At 71.5% G+C, this 17059-nt stretch carries 10 protein-coding genes; 5 read left to right on the top strand and 5 right to left on the bottom strand.

The window, feature by feature from the left end:
* Both AB0C03_RS19065 and mfd read right to left on the bottom strand, forming a co-directional pair.
* Complete coding sequence (locus tag AB0C03_RS19065; RefSeq protein ID WP_030328805.1) at positions 1 to 807, bottom strand: hypothetical protein; 807 nt, start codon at positions 805 to 807, stop codon at positions 1 to 3.
* 63 nt (positions 808 to 870) lie between these two features.
* Positions 871 to 4500 (bottom strand): transcription-repair coupling factor, encoded by a 3630-nt coding sequence (gene mfd / locus AB0C03_RS19060; protein WP_030328807.1) that lies wholly within the window; start codon positions 4498 to 4500, stop codon positions 871 to 873.
* Positions 4501 to 4797: 297 nt separating this feature from the next.
* Between mfd and AB0C03_RS19055 the strand changes: the two genes are divergently transcribed.
* The 3 genes from AB0C03_RS19055 (at position 4798) to ppc (ending at position 9855) form a co-directional block, all read left to right on the top strand.
* Positions 4798 to 5718, top strand: a complete 921-nt coding sequence (locus AB0C03_RS19055) for a cyclase family protein (protein WP_030328810.1) — start codon at positions 4798 to 4800, stop codon at positions 5716 to 5718.
* A 53-nt stretch (positions 5719 to 5771) separates the two neighbouring features.
* The gene (locus AB0C03_RS19050) at positions 5772 to 6683 is read left to right on the top strand and encodes a helix-turn-helix domain-containing protein (RefSeq protein ID WP_357638123.1); all 912 of its coding nucleotides are present in this window, start codon (positions 5772 to 5774) and stop codon (positions 6681 to 6683) included.
* A 385-nt stretch (positions 6684 to 7068) separates the two neighbouring features.
* Positions 7069 to 9855 carry a phosphoenolpyruvate carboxylase gene (ppc, locus tag AB0C03_RS19045; protein WP_357638122.1) on the top strand — a complete coding sequence of 929 codons (2787 nt, stop codon included), beginning with the start codon at positions 7069 to 7071 and terminating at the stop codon, positions 9853 to 9855.
* A 68-nt stretch (positions 9856 to 9923) separates the two neighbouring features.
* On the opposite strand, the gene AB0C03_RS19040 is transcribed toward ppc, so the two are convergent.
* Complete coding sequence (locus AB0C03_RS19040) at positions 9924 to 10721, bottom strand: hypothetical protein (RefSeq protein WP_357638120.1); 798 nt, start codon at positions 10719 to 10721, stop codon at positions 9924 to 9926.
* 54 nt (positions 10722 to 10775) lie between these two features.
* Between AB0C03_RS19040 and AB0C03_RS19035 the strand changes: the two genes are divergently transcribed.
* Positions 10776 to 11951, top strand: a complete 1176-nt coding sequence (locus AB0C03_RS19035; RefSeq protein WP_357638118.1) for a DNA recombination protein RmuC — start codon at positions 10776 to 10778, stop codon at positions 11949 to 11951.
* A 137-nt stretch (positions 11952 to 12088) separates the two neighbouring features.
* Positions 12089 to 15385 carry a S8 family serine peptidase gene (locus AB0C03_RS19030; RefSeq protein ID WP_357638116.1) on the top strand — a complete coding sequence of 1099 codons (3297 nt, stop codon included), beginning with the start codon at positions 12089 to 12091 and terminating at the stop codon, positions 15383 to 15385.
* Between the two features lie 69 nt (positions 15386 to 15454).
* On the opposite strand, the gene AB0C03_RS19025 is transcribed toward AB0C03_RS19030, so the two are convergent.
* Together AB0C03_RS19025 and AB0C03_RS19020 are read right to left on the bottom strand one after the other, a co-directional pair.
* Positions 15455 to 15895 (bottom strand): hypothetical protein, encoded by a 441-nt coding sequence (locus tag AB0C03_RS19025; RefSeq protein WP_357638114.1) that lies wholly within the window; start codon positions 15893 to 15895, stop codon positions 15455 to 15457.
* Between the two features lie 40 nt (positions 15896 to 15935).
* Positions 15936 to 16922 (bottom strand): 4-hydroxy-3-methylbut-2-enyl diphosphate reductase, encoded by a 987-nt coding sequence (locus AB0C03_RS19020; RefSeq protein ID WP_124770510.1) that lies wholly within the window; start codon positions 16920 to 16922, stop codon positions 15936 to 15938.
* Positions 16923 to 17059: the final 137 nt, after the last annotated feature.

The following is a 17059-nucleotide window of genomic DNA, read 5'->3' as shown; positions in this document are numbered from 1 at the left end:
TCAGCTGGCCGTGCCCTGCTCCGGTGCGGGAGCCTCGTCGCTCGGCGCGCCGCTCGACGGCAGCGGCTCCGGGGTGGAGATGTCAGTGACCGGGCCGGCCTCGTTGATGTACGGCAGCGAGTAGAAGACCAGCGACTGGCCGGTGCTCACCACCGACGGCACGCCCACCGCCCGGTAGCGCGGGTTGATCGTGACGTCGACCCGGCGCGCCTCTTCCTCGAGCGCGGTGCTGAGGGCGGTGGCGCTACGCACGAAGCCGCCGTCGCCGAACGCCTGACGGACGTTGGCCACCGACATCCCGGCGTCGATCGCCCCGGTCTTGGTCAGGGCGTCGTAGACGGCCATCAGCGAATCGTCGCTCAGCTCGGCCGGCGGGAGCTGCTGGTTGAGCACCTGGAGCAGGTCGATCCAGTCACCCCAGAGCTTGGCGTACTCGGTGCTCGCCGGCACCCGCAGGTTCTGCTCAAGCTGCTGCGGGCTGACCTCGTCGGGCACCTGGATGTTCTTCGCCGCCGCCACCCGCTTGCCGAGGTCCAGGCTGACCAGCAGGTTGACCACGTCCTGACGGGTCACCGCGGCGCGCAACTGCTCCGGAGACGGCGTCGCCCCCGCCTGACCGGCCTCCCGCCGGACGGCGTCACCGTACTTCGTCTGCGCGTCGTCGTAGATCGCGTCGACCCGGTCCACGGAATAGGCGGTGTCACCGACATAAGCGGCGATGTTCGGTGCGGACTTGCCGCAGGCAGCGAGGGAGAGGACACCCAGGGCCGCGACGCTGGCGGCGGCGATCACACGGCGAGCACGCATACCCGTCACTCTCTCATGCCCTCCCCCAGCCTGTGACGGCCCCCACCACACCACGGACCCGCCTCAACCCGCCGCGACGGCGAGCGGGGCGGGAGCACCGAGCACATCGGAGAGCAGTTGTGCACACCACTGCAGCAGCGCCTGGTCCCGCAGCGGCTCGCCGCCGATGCGCCGGGTGGTCGGTCGGGGCACGCTGACCTGGTCGGTGGCCTGCTTGTAGACGGCATCCGGGTGGTAGCGCTTGAGCCGCATCTGCTTCGAATCCGGCAACGGCAACGGCCCGAAGCGGACGTGCTTGCCCTGCATGGACACGTCGGTCAGGCCGTAGCGGCGGGCCAACAGGCGGAACCGGGCCACCTCCACCAGGTTCTGCACCGGGGCCGGCGGCTCGCCGTACCGGTCGGTCATCTCGGCGATGACCTCGCCCAGTCGCTCCTCGTCGCGCGCCTCGGCGAGCTTGCGGTACATCTCCAGACGCAGTCGCTCCACGCTCACGTAGTCGTGCGGCAGGTGCGCGTCGACCGGCAGGTCGATCTTGACGTCGGTCTCCTCCTCCGACCGCTCACCCTTGAACGCGGAGACCGCCTCGCCGACCATCCGCACGTACAGGTCGAAGCCGACACCCTCGATGTGCCCGGACTGCTCGCCACCGAGCAGGTTGCCGGCGCCCCGGATCTCCAGGTCCTTCATCGCCACGTACATGCCGGCACCCAACTCGGTGTGCTGGGCGATGGTCGCCAACCGCTCGTGGGCATGCTCGGTCAGCGGCTTCTCCGGCGGGTAGAGGAAGTAGGCGTACGCCCGCTCCCGGCCCCGGCCGACCCGGCCGCGGATCTGGTGCAGCTGGGCCAGGCCGAGCAGGTCGGCCCGCTCCACGATCAGGGTGTTGGCGTTCGGGATGTCGATGCCCGACTCGACGATCGTGGTGCAGACCAGGACGTCGAACTCCTTCTCCCAGAAGCCGACCATGACCTTCTCCAGGGCGTCCTCGCCCATCTGGCCGTGCGCCACCGCTACCCGCGCCTCGGGCACCAGCTCCCGCAGCCGCCGTGCCGCCCGGTCGATCGACTCGACCCGGTTGTGCAGGTAGAAGACCTGCCCGTCGCGGAGCAGCTCACGGTGGATGGACGCGGCCACCTGCCGGTCGTCCTGCGCGCCGACGAAGGTGAGCACCGGGTGCCGCTCCTCCGGTGGCGTGGCGATGGTGGACATCTCCCGGATGCCGGTGATCGCCATCTCCAGCGTGCGCGGGATCGGGGTGGCCGACATGCTCAGCACGTCGACCGACGCGCGCAGCGTCTTCAGGTGCTCCTTGTGCTCCACACCGAAGCGCTGCTCCTCGTCGACGATCACCAGGCCCAGCTGCTTGAAGCGGGTGGCGGTCTGGAGCAGCCGGTGGGTGCCGATGACGATGTCGACGGTGCCGTCGGCGACCATCTCCAACGTCCGCTCGGTCTCCTTCGCCGTCTGGAACCGCGACAGCTGCCGGATCTGGACCGGGAACTGGCTCATCCGCTCGGCGAACGTGTTGTAGTGCTGCTGCACCAGCAGGGTGGTCGGCACCAGCACCGCCACCTGCTTACCGTCCTGCACCGCCTTGAACGCCGCCCGGACCGCGATCTCGGTCTTGCCGTAGCCGACGTCGCCGCAGATCAGCCGGTCCATCGGGACGGTCTGCTCCATGTCCCGCTTGACTTCCTCGATGGCGGCGAGCTGGTCCGGAGTCTCCTGCCACGGGAAGGCGTCCTCCAGCTCCCGCTGCCACGGCGTGTCCGGGCCGAACGAGTGACCCTTGGACGCCTTGCGGGCGGCGTAGAGCTGGATGAGCTGCGCGGCGATCTCCCGGACCGCCTTGCGGGCCCGGGCCTTGGACTTCTGCCAGTCCGAGCCGCCCATCTTGTGCAGGGTCGGCTGCTCACCGCCCACGTAGCGGGAGAGCTGGTCGAGCTGGTCGGTGGGGACGAACAACCGGTCGCCGGGCTGGCCCCGCTTGCTGGCCGCGTACTCGATGACCAGGTATTCCCGGCTGGCCCCGTTGACGGTCCGCTGCACCAACTCGACGTAGCGGCCGATGCCGTGCTGCTCGTGCACCACGAAGTCGCCGGCCTTGAGCTCCAGCGGGTCGATGGTGTTGCGCCGCCGGCTCGGCATCTTGCGCATGTCCCGCGTCGAGGTGCCCCGACCGCCTGTCACATCGTTGCCGGTGAGCAGCACGAAGCGCGACGCCTCGTCGACGAACCCGCTGCCCAGCGCGCCGCAGGTGACCACCAGCTCGCCGGGGGCGGGCGCGGTCGGCACCTCCTGCACCAACCGGGCGCCGAGGCCGGCGTCGCGCAGCACCTCCACCGCCCGTTGGGCGGGGCCGTGCCCCTCGAAGACCAGCGCGATCGACCAGCCGTCGCCGGACCAACGCTTGAGGTCCTCGACGACCCGCGAGGTCTCACCGTGATAGAGCGGTGCCGGCTGGGCGGAGAGGGTCACCGCGATGGCGTCGTCAGGGGTGACGGCGGCCTGCTCCGGCGCGTCCTCCCAGGGCTGCCGCGTCTCGGCCGTCTCGCCCTCCACCAGACCGAACGGGGACAGCGTCCACCACGGCTGGCCGAGCTTGCCGGCGGCGGCGCGTACCTCGCCGAGGGTGCGGAAGGCGGCGGCGCCGACGTCCACCGGGGCCTGGCCGCCGACCGCGGCGGCGGCCCAACTGGCCTGCAAAAACTCCTCCGAGGTACGCACCAGGTCGTGCGCCCTCGTGCGGATCCGCTCCGGGTCGCAGAGCAGGACGTGGGTGCCGACCGGCATGGCGTCCAGCAGCAGCTCCAGCGAGTCGGGACCGACCAGCACCGGGGCCAACGACTCCATCCCCTCCACCGGAATTCCCTCGGCCAGCCTGTCGAGGATCTCGGCCAACTCCGGGTGCTGCTCGGCGAGCGCGGCGGCCCGGTCGCGCACCGCCGGGGTGAGCAGCAGCTCGCGACACGGCGGCGCCCACAGCAGCGGGACCTGTTCGATGGTCCGCTGGTCGGCGACGGCGAAGGTGCGGATCTCCTCCACCTCGTCGCCCCAGAACTCGACCCGGGACGGGTGCTCGTCGGTGGGCGGGAAGACGTCCAGGATGCCGCCGCGTACCGCGAACTCGCCGCGCTTGGTGACCAGGTCGACCCGGGCGTACGCCATGTCGATCAACCGGCGGGCGACCTCTTCCAGGTCCGCCTCCTCGCCTGCGGCGAGCTGCACCGGCTCCAGGTCACCGAGCCCTTTGAGCTGGGGCTGGAGCAGCGAACGCACCGGGGCCACGACCACCCGCAGCGGCCCGGTCCGGCCGTGCGCGTCGGCAGACTCGGGGTGCGCGAGGCGGCGCAGCACGGCCAGCCGTCGACCCACGGTGTCCGAGCGTGGGGAGAGCCGCTCGTGCGGCAGCGTCTCCCAGGAGGGGAAGACCACTACCTGTTCGGCCGGCAGCAGCCCGCCGAGCGCGGCGGCCAGGTCGTCGGCCTCCCGGGTGGTGGCGGTCACCGCGAGCACCGGGCGCCCGGCCCCGTCGTTGTCGGCGGCGACCGCCGCGACGGCGAACGGGCGCAGCGCCGCCGGGGCGGTGATGTCGAGGCCGTCTACCTGGGCGGCACCGGAGCGCGCCAGGTCACGCGCCCGGGCCAGCCCGGGGTCGGCCAGGGCGGCGGAAAACAGACCGGTGAGCAAGGGAAATCCTTCCCGGGGAGTCGACGCACACGACGGCGGCCCCTCGTCCAGTCGGACGGGGGGTGCACGACGACAAGCCTAGCCCCGTCGACCGACAGTCACCCCCTTCCGCCCAGGTCCACGCCGCCCCGCGCCCCGCGCCGAAGATCGCGCTCGAACCAGGATGTAGTGGCCTCAGCGACGCGCCGATGCCACTACATCCTGGATATTGCGAGATCTTGGGACCGCGCCGCCCGGCGCCACCAGCCCTCGCAGCGGATCTTGACCGAATGGCGGCTGGCGTGGTCGGGTTTCGGGATGGGTGAGCAGTGGCGGGCACAGTTCGACGCGGAGGTGAGCTTCGCCAACGGCGGCGGGCTGCGTACCGAGGGGTTCCGACTGGACATTCCCGGTCGGCAGATCAGCGACGACGACCTGGCGGCGTTGTTCGTCCGGCACCTCGGGCTGCTGATGGTGGCCGAGGTTCGGATCAGCGCCAAGACGATCATCGAGGAACCGCACAAGGGCGGCCGGGGCGTCGCCGTCGATCAGCCGACGTCCGGCCGCAGGCTGGTCGAGCTGAGCCACGTGATCAGCGAAGGGATGACCACCCTGCCCGGTTGGCCGGGCCCCCGGATCACCGACTGGTTGACCTTCGCCGCCTCCCGGGAGCGGTACGCCCCGGGCACCGAGTTCCACGTGGCCCGAATCGACATGATCGCCAACACCGGCACGTACCTGGACACGCCCGCTCACCGATGGGCCGGCCGGGACGACCTGACCGCTGTGTCGCTGGACCGTCTCGCCGACCTACCGGGGGTGGTGGTCCGGGTGCCGGCCGGCATCCGCGCGGTTGACCGGCTCATGCTGGCCCCGTACGAGGTGGCCGGTCGGGCGGTGTTGCTGCACACCGGGTGGGATGCGCACTTCGGCACCGAGCGGTACGGCGCGCCGGAAGCGCCGTACCTGACCGGGGACGCCGCCCAGGCGCTTGTCGAGGCTGGGGCGGCGCTGGTCGGCATCGACTCGATCAACATCGACGACATGGGCCCGGCTGCCGCCGGCGTACGCCCCGCGCACAGCGCGCTGCTCGCCGCCGGCATCCCGATCGTGGAGCACCTGACCGGCCTGGGCGCGTTGCCGCCGAGCGGGTTCCGGTTCACGGCGGCCCCCCCGATGGTGGCCGGCATGGGCACGTTCCCCGTTCGCGCCTTCGCCGTCGTCTCCGCCGGCACGTGAGGCCCGACAGCAGCGACACCTGACCCACCACCGTCACGTCTGGGGAGGGAACGATGCCCGCCGAGGGAGTCGGCAGTGATCCGCGTCGCCGCACCACACCCGCCCGGTGGCGGGTGCTGGGGCACCCGGAGGGGATGCTCGCCTACCAGGCGCGGTGCATCGTGGAGGACCACGGCTGGACGGAGTCCACCGTCGTGGACCGGCACAAGGTCATCCTGGGCCGTTCCGGGGCGTACCGGCGTCGGCTCAACGGTCGGGTCGAGCTCTCCGACGCCACCTCGGTGCTGCTCACCCGCCCCGGCGACGAACTCGCCGTGGCCCACCCGTTCGGCTGCGGTGACTCGTACACCTGCCTGGAGATCGACCCGGTGGTGCTGGCGGCCCGCCCGGACGCGGAGGGTTGGCTGGACCGGGGTGGGTGGTCCGGATCCTCCGACGCGGCGCTGGACCTGGCGCACCGGCTTCTGGTGGCGGAGTTCCGGCGCGGGCTGGACGGGTTCGAGATGGCCGAGCGGCTGCACCGGTTCCTGACCCACCTGCTGCGGCACAGCCCGCTCGGCGCGGACGAGGGGCTCGACCCGGCGGTCCGCCGTCGACCGGCGACGCTGGTCGCCCACCGGCGGTTGGCCGACCGGGCTCGGGAGGTGCTGGCCAACTCCGGTTTCACGCTCAGCCTGGACGAGGTCGCCCGGGAGGTGGGCAGCTCGCCGTACCACCTCAGCCGGGTCTTCCACCGGATGACCGGCAGCAGCCTGACCAGTTACCGGAACCGGCTGCGGGTACGGGCGGTGCTGGACACGCTCGCCGAGCCCGACGGTCGTCCGCTCGGTGCGTTGGCCACCGAGTACGGGTTCGCCGACCAGGCACACCTGACCCGGGTGGTCCGGGAGCAGGTGGGCCATCCACCGGCCCGCCTGCGCCGGTTGCTCACCCCCGCGGTCGAGACCCGGACCGGGTCGGGCTGACCCGTCGGCGGGTGCGGACACCGTCGGGGAGGCCCCGTCAGGGGACCTGCGACGCCCTCTCGGGCACGCGACCGGGGCGTCGGGCCTCCCCGAACAGGCCCGCGTGCCCCCGCCGCCAGGACGGCCTCCGGTCCGGCAGGAACCATCCTCGGGCCGTCGGGCCGCCGCGTCTTGAAGAAAATTGCTCAGTAGCGCCCTGTGTTCCGGTCCCGGCGCACACCACCGTCTGCCCGCGCGGACCGATCATGGTGGTTGAGATCACGCCGCAAAACACACGTCCGGAGGCAGTGGATCACCCGGGGGCCCTCCAGACATCCGGTCCGCGCGGATACCATCCAGTAAGTCGGACAGCGCTGTCCTTCGTACCCACGCAAGGGAGCGCATCGTGACCGACCAGCACGACCACGACGGCCCGGACGCCGCACTGCGCGCCGACATCCGCCGACTCGGCACCCTGCTCGGCCAGACCCTGGCCCGCCAGGAGGGTCGCCCGCTGCTCGACCTCGTCGAGGAGATCCGCGCCCAGGTCCGCAGCGACGCCCCGGCGGCCGCGCAGCGCCTCGGCGGGCTCGACGTGACCACCGGCACCAAGTTGGCCCGCGCCTTCTCCACCTACTTCCACCTGGCCAACATCACCGAGCAGGTGCACCGCGCCCGGGATCTGCGCCGCCGTCGCGCGGTGCAGGGCGGCTGGCTGGACCAGGCCGCCAAGATGATCGCCGAGCGGGGGGTACCGGCCGAGGAGATCGCCAACGCCGCTCGCCGGCTCGCGGTGCGACCGGTCTTCACCGCGCACCCGACCGAGGCGGCCCGTCGGTCGATCCTGTCCAAGCTGCGGGCGATCGCCGACGAGTTGGACACCGAGACCGCCAACGCGATCCTCTACGGCGCCAGCGACGAGGGCCCGGCCAACCGCCGGTTGGCCGAGCTGCTCGACCTGATGTGGCAGACCGACGAGCTGCGGCTCGACCGGCCGGACCCGACCGACGAGGCCCGCAACGCGATCTACTACCTACGCGACCTGTATGCGGAGGCCGCCCCGCAGGTGCTCGACGATCTGGCCGACACGCTGCGCACGCTCGGCGTGGAGACCTCACCGACGGCCCGGCCGTTGAGCTTCGGCACCTGGATCGGCGGCGACCGCGACGGCAACCCGTTCGTCACCCCGGCGGTCACCCGCGAGGTGCTGACCATCCAGCACGAGCACGGCATCGCCGCCACCGAGAAGGCGATGGACCACCTGATCAACGAGGTCTCGGTGTCCCGCCGACTGCGCGGGGTGTCCCTGGACCTCTCCGCCAGCCTCGCCGCCGACCTGGACGCGCTGCCCGAGGTGGCGCAGCGTTTCCGCCGGGTCAACGCGGAGGAGCCGTACCGGCTCAAGGCGCGCTGTGTGAAGGCGAAGCTCGCCAACACCCGGCTGCGGTTGCGTCAGGGCACCGCGCACGTGCCCGGTCGGGACTACCGGGGCTCCGCCGAGCTGGTCGCCGACCTGGACCTGCTGCGCGCCTCGCTGGCCCGCAACTCCGGGCAGCTCACCGCGGTCGGCCGGCTGGCCTCCACCATCCGTACGGTCTCCGCGTTCGGCCTGCACCTGGCCACCATGGATGTCCGGGAGCACGCCGAGGCGCACCACGCGGTGCTCGCGCAGCTCTACGAGGCGGTCGGCGAGGTCTCCGACTACCCGGCGCTGACCCGGCTGGAACGCACCAAGCTGCTCGCCGACGAGCTGACCGGCCGCCGGCCGCTGTCCACGCTGGACACGTCGCTCACCGAGCCGGCCCGCAAGACGTTCGACGTGTTCAGCACCATCCGGGAGGCACAGGACCGGTTCGGCGCCGAGGTGATCGAGTCGTACATCATCTCGATGACCCTGGGCGTCGACGACGTGCTGGCCGCCGTGGTGCTGGCCCGCGAGGCCGGCCTGGTGGACGTGCACAGCGGGCGGGCCCGGATCGGGTTCGTGCCGCTGCTGGAGACCCCGGCCGAGCTGAACGCCGGCGGTGAGCTCCTCGACGAGTTGCTGTCACTGCCCGCGTACCGGGCGCTGGTCACCGCCCGCGGCGACGTGCAGGAGGTCATGCTCGGCTACTCCGACTCGAACAAGGAGGCCGGGATCACCACCAGCCAGTGGTCGATCCACCGGGCGCAGCGCGCGCTGCGCGACGTGGCCGCCCGGCACGGCGTGCACCTGCGGCTCTTCCACGGCCGGGGTGGCACGGTCGGGCGTGGTGGCGGTCCGACGCACGAGGCGATCCTGGCGCAGCCCTACGGCACGATGGACGGCGCGATCAAGGTGACCGAGCAGGGCGAGGTGATCTCCGACAAGTACACCCTGCCCTCGCTGGCCCGGGAGAACCTGGAGTTGACCCTCGCCGCGGTGCTCCAGGCGACCCTGCTGCACACCGCGCCCCGGCAGCCGGCCGAGATGTTGGAGCGCTGGGACGCGACGATGGACGTGGTCTCCGAGTCGGCGTTCCGGTCCTACCGGTCGCTCGTCGAGGACCCGGACCTGCCGGCGTACTTCTGGGCGTCCACCCCCACCGAACTGCTCGGCGCGCTCAACATCGGCTCCCGGCCGGCGAAGCGCCCGAACACCGGCGCGGGACTGTCCGGGCTGCGGGCCATCCCGTGGGTGTTCGGCTGGACGCAGACCCGGCAGATCGTGCCGGGCTGGTTCGGCGTCGGTTCCGGGCTGGCCGCCGCCCGCGAGGCGGGGCTGGCGGACGTGTTGGCCGAGATGCACCGTAACTGGCACTTCTTCCGCACGTTCCTGTCGAACGTCGAGATGATGCTGACCAAGACCGACCTGAGCATCGCCCGCCGGTACGTCGAGACGCTGGTGCCGAAGAAGCTGCACCCGATCTTCGAGCAGATCGAGCGGGAGTACGAGCTGACCAAGCGGGAGGTGCTGGCGGTCACCGCCTCACCGGCCCTGCTGGAAAACTCGCCGGTGCTCCAGCGCACCCTGGCCGTCCGCGACACCTACCTGGAGCCGCTGCACCACCTGCAGGTGGCGCTGCTGCGGCAGTACCGGGAGTCGGGTGCCGCCGGGCGGGCCATCGCCACCGCCCCGGGTGGTCGACGCGCACCGAGCGACGGCACCGCCCTGGAACGCGCGCTGCTCACCACCGTGAACGGCATCGCCGCCGGAATGCGCAACACCGGCTGATCATCAGGTACGACGACGGGCCCCGGTCACTGCGACCGGGGCCCGTTTCGTGGGTCTGCGGACGACGCTCAGAAGTCGCCGCCCCCGAAGTCACCGCCGCCGAAGCCGCCGCCGAAGTCCCCACCGCCGAAGTCCCCGCCGGCGTAGTCCCCGCCGAAGTCCCCACCCTGGTCGCCGCCACCGAAGTCCTGGTCGCCGCCCTGGTCGACGCCGTCACCGAAGCCCTCCTGGTAGCCGGCGTCGTAGCCGTACCCGGGGTCGGCGAAGGCGGGCGAGAAGAGCGCGTCGGCGATCAGGATGCCGCCGAGCACGCCGGCGCCGGCGCCCAGCGCCGTCTTCCACCACGGCGTCGAATACCAGCCGGCGGGCACCGGACGGCCCTGATAACGCCCACCGGGGTAGTAGTAGGGCGTTTCCCGGCCGGGTTGCGGCCCGGCCCGGAAGGTCTGCCCCTGCACGTCGACCTCGCGCTCCTTGGTGAGCTGCCCCACGCCCCGGGCGGCGGCCAGGGTCGGCAGTTCGGGGCCCGGGTCGATGCCCAACGCCGTACGCGCCGCCCGGATGTACGCCAACCCCTCCAGCGCGGTCTCCCGGACCAGCGCGAACTGGTGCGGCGTGGACGCCTGCTCCAGTTGGGAGCCCGCCGCGTTGTACCGCTCACCGGCGTCGGCCAGCGCCTGGCGCACCGCCGGGTCGTCGCCGTGCAGGTTCATCAACTGGCCGCCGAGGCGCTCGTACCACCGCTGCGCCTCCGCGCGGGCGTCGCCGAGCTCGGTGCGCCGGCGGGCACCGGCCTGGGCGCGGATGAGCGCGGCTGCGCCCAGCGCGCCGACCAGCACAACGGCGAGGCAGAGCACAAGTTCCATGTCATCGAACGTACCCCCGGGTGTCACGTCATATCCGTCTGGCAAGCTCCGGTGATGGACGTCTCGACGCTGCTCCTGGTGATCGTGTGCCTCGGTGTCGGCGGGGCGGTGGGCTGGCTCGCGGCCCGGTCCCGCTCGGCGGCCGACATCGCCCGCCTCGACGCCACCCTGGCCGCCACCCGGGAGGGCGAGGGCCGGCTGGAGCAGTCCATGCGGGCGTTGAGCTACGAAGCCACCGCGCAGTCCCAGGAGGCGGTGGCCCGGGCGGTCGCGCCGCTGCACGACACCCTGCGCCGCTACGAGCAGCGGGTGGCCGAGCTGGAGCACGACCGGGTCGACGCGTACGCCGAGCTGCGTGAGCAGGTCCGCTCGATGAACGCGGTCTCCGGTGAGCTGCGCACCGAGACGAAGCAGCTGGTGGCGGCGCTGCGCGCACCGCAGGTGCGGGGCCGCTGGGGCGAGCACCAGCTGCGCCGGATCGTCGAGGCTGCCGGCATGCTGGAGCACTGCGACTTCTCCGAGCAGGTCACCGCCGCCACCGACCAGCAGGTCGTCCGCCCGGATCTGGTGGTCCGACTGCACGGTGGCCGCTCGGTGGTGGTGGACGCCAAGGCGCCGTTCGACGCGTACCTGACCGCCATGGAGGCCCGCGACGAGCGTGGCCGGGACACCCACCTCGACGCGCACGCGCGGCACCTGCGGGGGCACGTGGACGCGTTGGCGGCCAAGTCCTACTGGTCGGCGTTCGACAGCGCACCCGAGTTCGTGGTGCTGTTCGTCCCCGCCGACCCGTTCCTCGACGTCGCGCTCCAGCGTGACCCGACGCTGCTGGAGCACGCGTTCACCCGCAACGTGGTGCTGGCCACGCCGGCCACGCTCGTCGCACTGCTCCGCACTGTCGCCTACTCCTGGCGGCAGGAGGCACTGGCCCGCAACGCGCTCGCGGTGCACACCCTCGCCCGGGAGCTGTACGGCCGGTTGTCCACCCTGGGCGATCACGTGGGCAAGCTCGGGTCCTCGTTGGCGGGCGCGGTGACCGCCTACAACCGGGCGGTCGGCTCGCTGGAGGCCCGGGTGCTGGTCAGCGCCCGCAAGCTCGCCGAGTTGGGCGTCTCGGACGACGAGTTGGCCACGCCGGCCCAGGTCGAGCTGACGCCCCGGCAGCCGCAGGCACCCGAGTTGGTCGATCCGACCGACGGCGAGGTCGAGGCCCGCTCACCGGCTATGTGACAGTGCGTGTGCCCTCATGTCACGAAGTGGTCACAAGGGACTGACCGGTAGTGACAGTGTTCATCGATACCACGAAAGATTCTGCTCACCCGAGCGCCCTTCTCTGAGGGGCCCTGTTCTCTGGAGGTAAAGAGAACGTGAGCAGACTCCGAAACCTGAGCCGGCGCACCTCAGCCGCGCTCTTCGCGTCGGTCCTGGCGGCGAGCGCCGCGACCGCCGTCGGCGGTGCCGCCACCGCGGCCGCCGCTCCCGCCACCACACCTGACGCTTCCCCGGCCACCGCCGCCGAGACGCTGGGCGCGCACGACGCCAAACTGCTCGGCGAGGCCCGCGCCAAGAAGGCCCCGACGGTCACCCTGATCGTCGCCACCGAGAAGGGTGAGGCAGGGGACGTCGCCGACAGCCTGACCAAGCTCGGCGGGACGGTCAGCCAGCGGCAGGACCGGGTCGGCTTCGTGCTGGCCAAGGTCCCGACCGACAGCGTTCTCAAGGCGGCGCGGCTGCCCGGCGTCTCGGCCGTCGACCTGGACGAGGTCATCCAACTGCCGGACCCGACCCCGGAGCGCACCACCACCGGCACCGCTGGCGCTCGGCAGGCCACCGTCGGGGCGCCGGGAGCGACCACCCCGGCCGACAACCCGTACATGCCGACGAACGAGACCGGCGCGGTGGCGTTCACCGCGGCCCACCCGGAGTGGGACGGCCGGGGCGTCACGATCGGCATCATGGACTCCGGCGTGGACCTGGCCCACCCGGCCCTGCAGCAGACCACCACCGGCGAGCGCAAGATCGTCGACTGGGTCACCGCCACCGACCCGCTGGAGGACGGCACCTGGCGGCGGATGCAGGCCGAGGTCGCCGGCCCGTCGTTCACCATCGCCGGTGGCACCTGGACGGCGCCGGCCGGCGCGTACCGGTTCAACCTGTTCAGCGAGTCGGTGACCACCAACAGCGACGCCCGGGGTGACGTCAACCGTGACGGCGACACGACCGACACCTGGGGTGTGCTCTACGACCCGGCCACCAACAACATCTGGGTGGACGCCAACCAGAACCTCAACTTCACCGACGACCCGATCATGCGGCCGTACAAGGAGAAGTACGACATCGGCTACTTCGGCACCGACAACCCGGCGACGCCGGTCGCCGAGCGGCAGCCCTTCGTCGTCGAGTTCCGCAAGAACGTGAACACCACGCCGATCGGGCTGCCGGGCACCTACGACTACGTCAACATCGGCATCGTCGAGAGCACCCACGGCACCCACGTCGCCGGCATCACCGCCGCCAACGACATGCTCGGCAACGGGGCCTTCGACGGCGCCGCGCCCGGCGCCAAGCTGGTCTCCGCCCGGGCCTGCTCCTGGGGCGGCGGCTGCACCGCGGCGGCCCTCACCACCGGCATGATCGACCTGGTGGCCAACCGTGGCGTCGACATCGTCAACATGTCGATCGGTGGCCTGCCGGGCCTGAACGACGGCAACAACGCGCGGACGAACCTCTACAACGAACTGATCGAGACGTACGGCGTGCAGTTGGTCATCTCGGCCGGCAACTCCGGCCCGGGTCTCAACACCGTCGGCGACCCGTCGGTGGCCAGCAACGTGATCAGCGTTGCCGCCTCCATCAGCAAGGACACCTGGCTGGCCAACTACGGCTCGGTCGTCAAGAAGAAGAACGCCCTGTTCAACTTCTCCTCCCGTGGCCCGCGCGAGGACGGCGGCTTCAAGCCGAACATCGCCGCCCCCGGTTCGGCCATCTCCACCGCACCGACCTGGCAGCTCGGCGCTCCGGTCCCCGAGGCCGGATACGCGCTGCCTCCGGGCTACGCGATGCTGAACGGCACGTCGATGGCGTCCCCGCAGACCGCCGGCGCCGGCGCGTTGCTGCTGTCGGCCGCCAAGGCCACCGACCGGGGCGTCAGCCCGGCGGCGCTGCGGCGGGCACTGTTCAGCTCCGCCAAGCCGATCGCCGACGTGCCGACGTACGCGCAGGGCTACGGCATGGTCAACGTGCCGGGTGCCTGGCAGCTGCTGCGTCAGGGCGTCGAAACCCGGTCGTACGTCTCCGACGCGCCGGTCTGCAGCCCCCTGGCCAACCAGCTGACCATCTGGAACGGTGTGAAGTTCGTGCCGAACCCGGGTCGGGGCACCGGCGTCTACAACCGCTGCGCCGCAGCCGAGGGCGGCCACAGGGTCGGCCAGAGCAAGACCTACCAGGTCAAGCTGACCCGCACCAGCGGCCCGGCCGGCACCATCAGGCACGACGTCACGCTCCAGGGCAACGACGGCACCTTCAAGGCACCGAAGACCGTCGCGTTGCCGCTCAACAAGACCGTCACCATCAGCGTCACCGCCAAGCCGGCCACCGAGGGTGCGCACGGGGCGATCATGCGGATCGACGACCCGGCCACCAACGTGGTCGACTTCGAGGTGTCCACAGTGGTGGTGGCCTCGAACGACGTGAAGAAGCCCAGCTTCTCGTACGCCAACGAGGGCTCGGTCGACCGGAACGGCTTCACGTCGTACTTCGTGACGGTGCCGGAGGGCGCCAAGGCCCTCCAGGTGAACCTCTCGGGGATCGCCACCGGCTCACAGACCCGGTTCATCGCGATCAACCCGCTGGGTGTGCCGGTGGAGGCCACCACGAGCACCGTCTGCTACACCAACTTCTCCGACGTCAACGTCTGCAAGCCGCAGGAACGTGACTACCAGAACCCGCTTCCCGGGGTCTGGGAGATCGAGGTGGAGTCGCGGCGCACGTCCCCGGCGCTGAACAACCCGTTCAAGCTCCAGGTGCGGGTGCAGGGCCTGACGGTCGAGCCGGCGCTGGTCGAGCTGCCCAGCGTCGAGGCCGGCGAGCCGACCCCGGTGAGCTGGAAGGTCACCAACGCCTTCGGTCCGGTCTCGGTCAGCGGCCGCAGTGGCGCGCTGACCGGTGTCCGCACCGAGCGTCCGACCATCACCGAGGGCGGCCCCAACCAGGAGTGGACCGTCGAGATCCCGGCGGGCACCTCGACGTTCACCGCCCGGATCGGCAACCCCGCGAACGCGGGCGCAGACCTGGACCTGTTCGTCTACCGGGGTGCCACCGAGGTCGGTCGGGCCGCCGACGGCGACTCGGAGGAGGCGGTGACGTTGAACAACCCGCCGGCCGGCACCTACCGCGTCGTGGTGGAGCCGTACGGGGTCGACGGGCCGGGCACGAGTACCGCCTACGACTACTACGACGCGTTCGCGTCCGCGTCGCTGGGCACGATCACCGCCCCGGCCGTCGCGGTGCCGCTGATGCACGGCGAGTCGGCCACCATCACCGGCACGGTGACCGCGGTGGCCGTACCGGCCGACGGGCGTCAGCTCTCCGGTGAGCTGGCGATCGTCACGTCCGAGGGCGCGATCGTGGGTCGCGGCAACGTGTCCATCGGGACCGTGAACTGATCCGCTGGTAACACGGCAGGAGCCCGTCCCCACGTCCGGGGGCGGGCTCCCGCGTGTCAGGGTGGGTGGTCAGGACCGGTGGGCGCTCTCCACCACGAACGGGGTGCCCTGCTGGCAGGTGGTCATCATGCCGGGCTCCACCCGACCGGTGACCTCGACCCGCGCGCCCGGGGTCAGCACGTCACGCGGGCCACCGAGCAGCAGGTATTCGCCGAGCAGTACGCACCCGGGCTCCACACCGCCCTGCACGGTGCCGCTCACCGTGGTTGCCCCGACGCCCGGCGGCGTGCTCGGGCCGCCCGGTTTCGGAGTCTTCACCCCGGGTCGCGCGGTGGGGGTGACGGTCTCCGGCGAGGCGGTCGGGTCGGGCGTAGGGGTGGGCTGGCTGGTCACCGGCTGCGCTCCCGTCGGGGTGGGGGTTGGTGTGCCGCCCACCCCGCCCTGGTTGCCGCAGGCGCTCAGCGCCACGCAGACAGCAAGCGCGGGGACGGCGAACCGAAGAGTCCTCATGCCGAATCTGACGTACGCCGACCCGAGTTCGTTCCCGTGTTCAGCCGCGCGCCGCAGCGGCCTTCATGTCCCGCTTCAGCTCCTGCGGCAGCGAGAACGTGAGCCGTTCGTTGGCGGTGGTGATCTCCTCCACGTCGGCGAAACCGCGCGCGGCGAGGTGGACCAGCACCTCCTGGACCAGGTCGTCCGGGACGCTCGCGCCCGAGGTCAGGCCGACGGTGGTGGCGCCCTCCAGCCAGGCGTCGTCGATCTCGTGCGCGAAGTCGACCAGGTGACCGGCGCGGGCGCCGGCGTCCAGGGCAACCTCGACCAGGCGCACCGAGTTGGAGGAGTTCGTCGAGCCGACGACGATCACCACGTCACAGTCGGCGGCGATCTCCTTGACCACGTGCTGCCGGTTGGAGGTGGCGTAGCAGATGTCGTCACTGGGCGGGGACTGCAACAGCGGCAGCCGCTTCTTGAGCCGGGCCACCGTCTCCAGCGTCTCGTCGACCGAGAGCGTGGTCTGGGAGAGCCAGACCACCTTCTCCGGATCACGTACGGTGATCTTGTCGGCGTCGTCCGGGCCGTCCACCAGCTGGATGTGCGCGGGGGCCTCACCGGCGGTGCCGATGACCTCCTCGTGCCCCTCGTGGCCGATGAGCAGGATGTCGTAGTCCTCGGCCGCGAAGCGCCGCGCCTCGTGGTGCACCTTGGTGACCAGCGGGCAGGTCGCGTCGATCGCCTTCAGCGAACGCGCCTTGGCCTGCTCGTACACCTCCGGCGCCACGCCGTGCGCGGAGAAGATGACGGTGGCGCCCTCGGGCACCTCCTCGTTCTCCTCCACGAAGATCGCGCCCTGGGCCTCCAGGGTCTGCACCACGTGCTTGTTGTGCACGATCTGCTTGCGCACGTAGATGGGGGCACCGTAGAGCTTCAGCGCCTCCTCCACGGTCTGCACCGCGCGGTCGACACCCGCGCAGTAGCCGCGGGGCTTGGCCAGGAGCACGCGCTTGCCGGTCCGGTGAGTCGCCTGAGCCTCAGTCACCACCCCATCGTACGTGCCGGCTTTCCCACCGGCAGTGGGCCGCGACCCGCCCAGAGCCCCGGTGATCAAGAGGTTTGCGTCAAAAACGCGCCCAGCACTGACGCAAACCTCTTGATCACCGGGAGGGTCCGTAGGGT

It is taken from the genome of Micromonospora parva (assembly GCF_040649675.1).
GTDB classification, from domain to species: domain Bacteria; phylum Actinomycetota; class Actinomycetes; order Mycobacteriales; family Micromonosporaceae; genus Micromonospora; species Micromonospora parva.
The sequence above is the reverse complement of the archived record's forward strand: the minus strand, read 5'-3'. Positions and strand labels throughout refer to the sequence as shown.

Bases quoted from the DNA above. Each gene is read 5' to 3' on its own strand.
- AB0C03_RS19050 (WP_357638123.1), top strand. From the start codon at position 5,772: ATGCCCGCCGAGGGAGTCGGCAGTGATCCGCGTCGCCGCACCACACCC.
- AB0C03_RS19065 (WP_030328805.1), bottom strand. From the start codon at position 807: ATGCGTGCTCGCCGTGTGATCGCCGCCGCCAGCGTCGCGGCCCTGGGT.
- AB0C03_RS19035 (WP_357638118.1), top strand. From the start codon at position 10,776: ATGGACGTCTCGACGCTGCTCCTGGTGATCGTGTGCCTCGGTGTCGGC.
- AB0C03_RS19025 (WP_357638114.1), bottom strand. From the start codon at position 15,895: ATGAGGACTCTTCGGTTCGCCGTCCCCGCGCTTGCTGTCTGCGTGGCG.
- AB0C03_RS19055 (WP_030328810.1), top strand. From the start codon at position 4,798: ATGGGTGAGCAGTGGCGGGCACAGTTCGACGCGGAGGTGAGCTTCGCC.
- AB0C03_RS19040 (WP_357638120.1), bottom strand. From the start codon at position 10,721: ATGGAACTTGTGCTCTGCCTCGCCGTTGTGCTGGTCGGCGCGCTGGGC.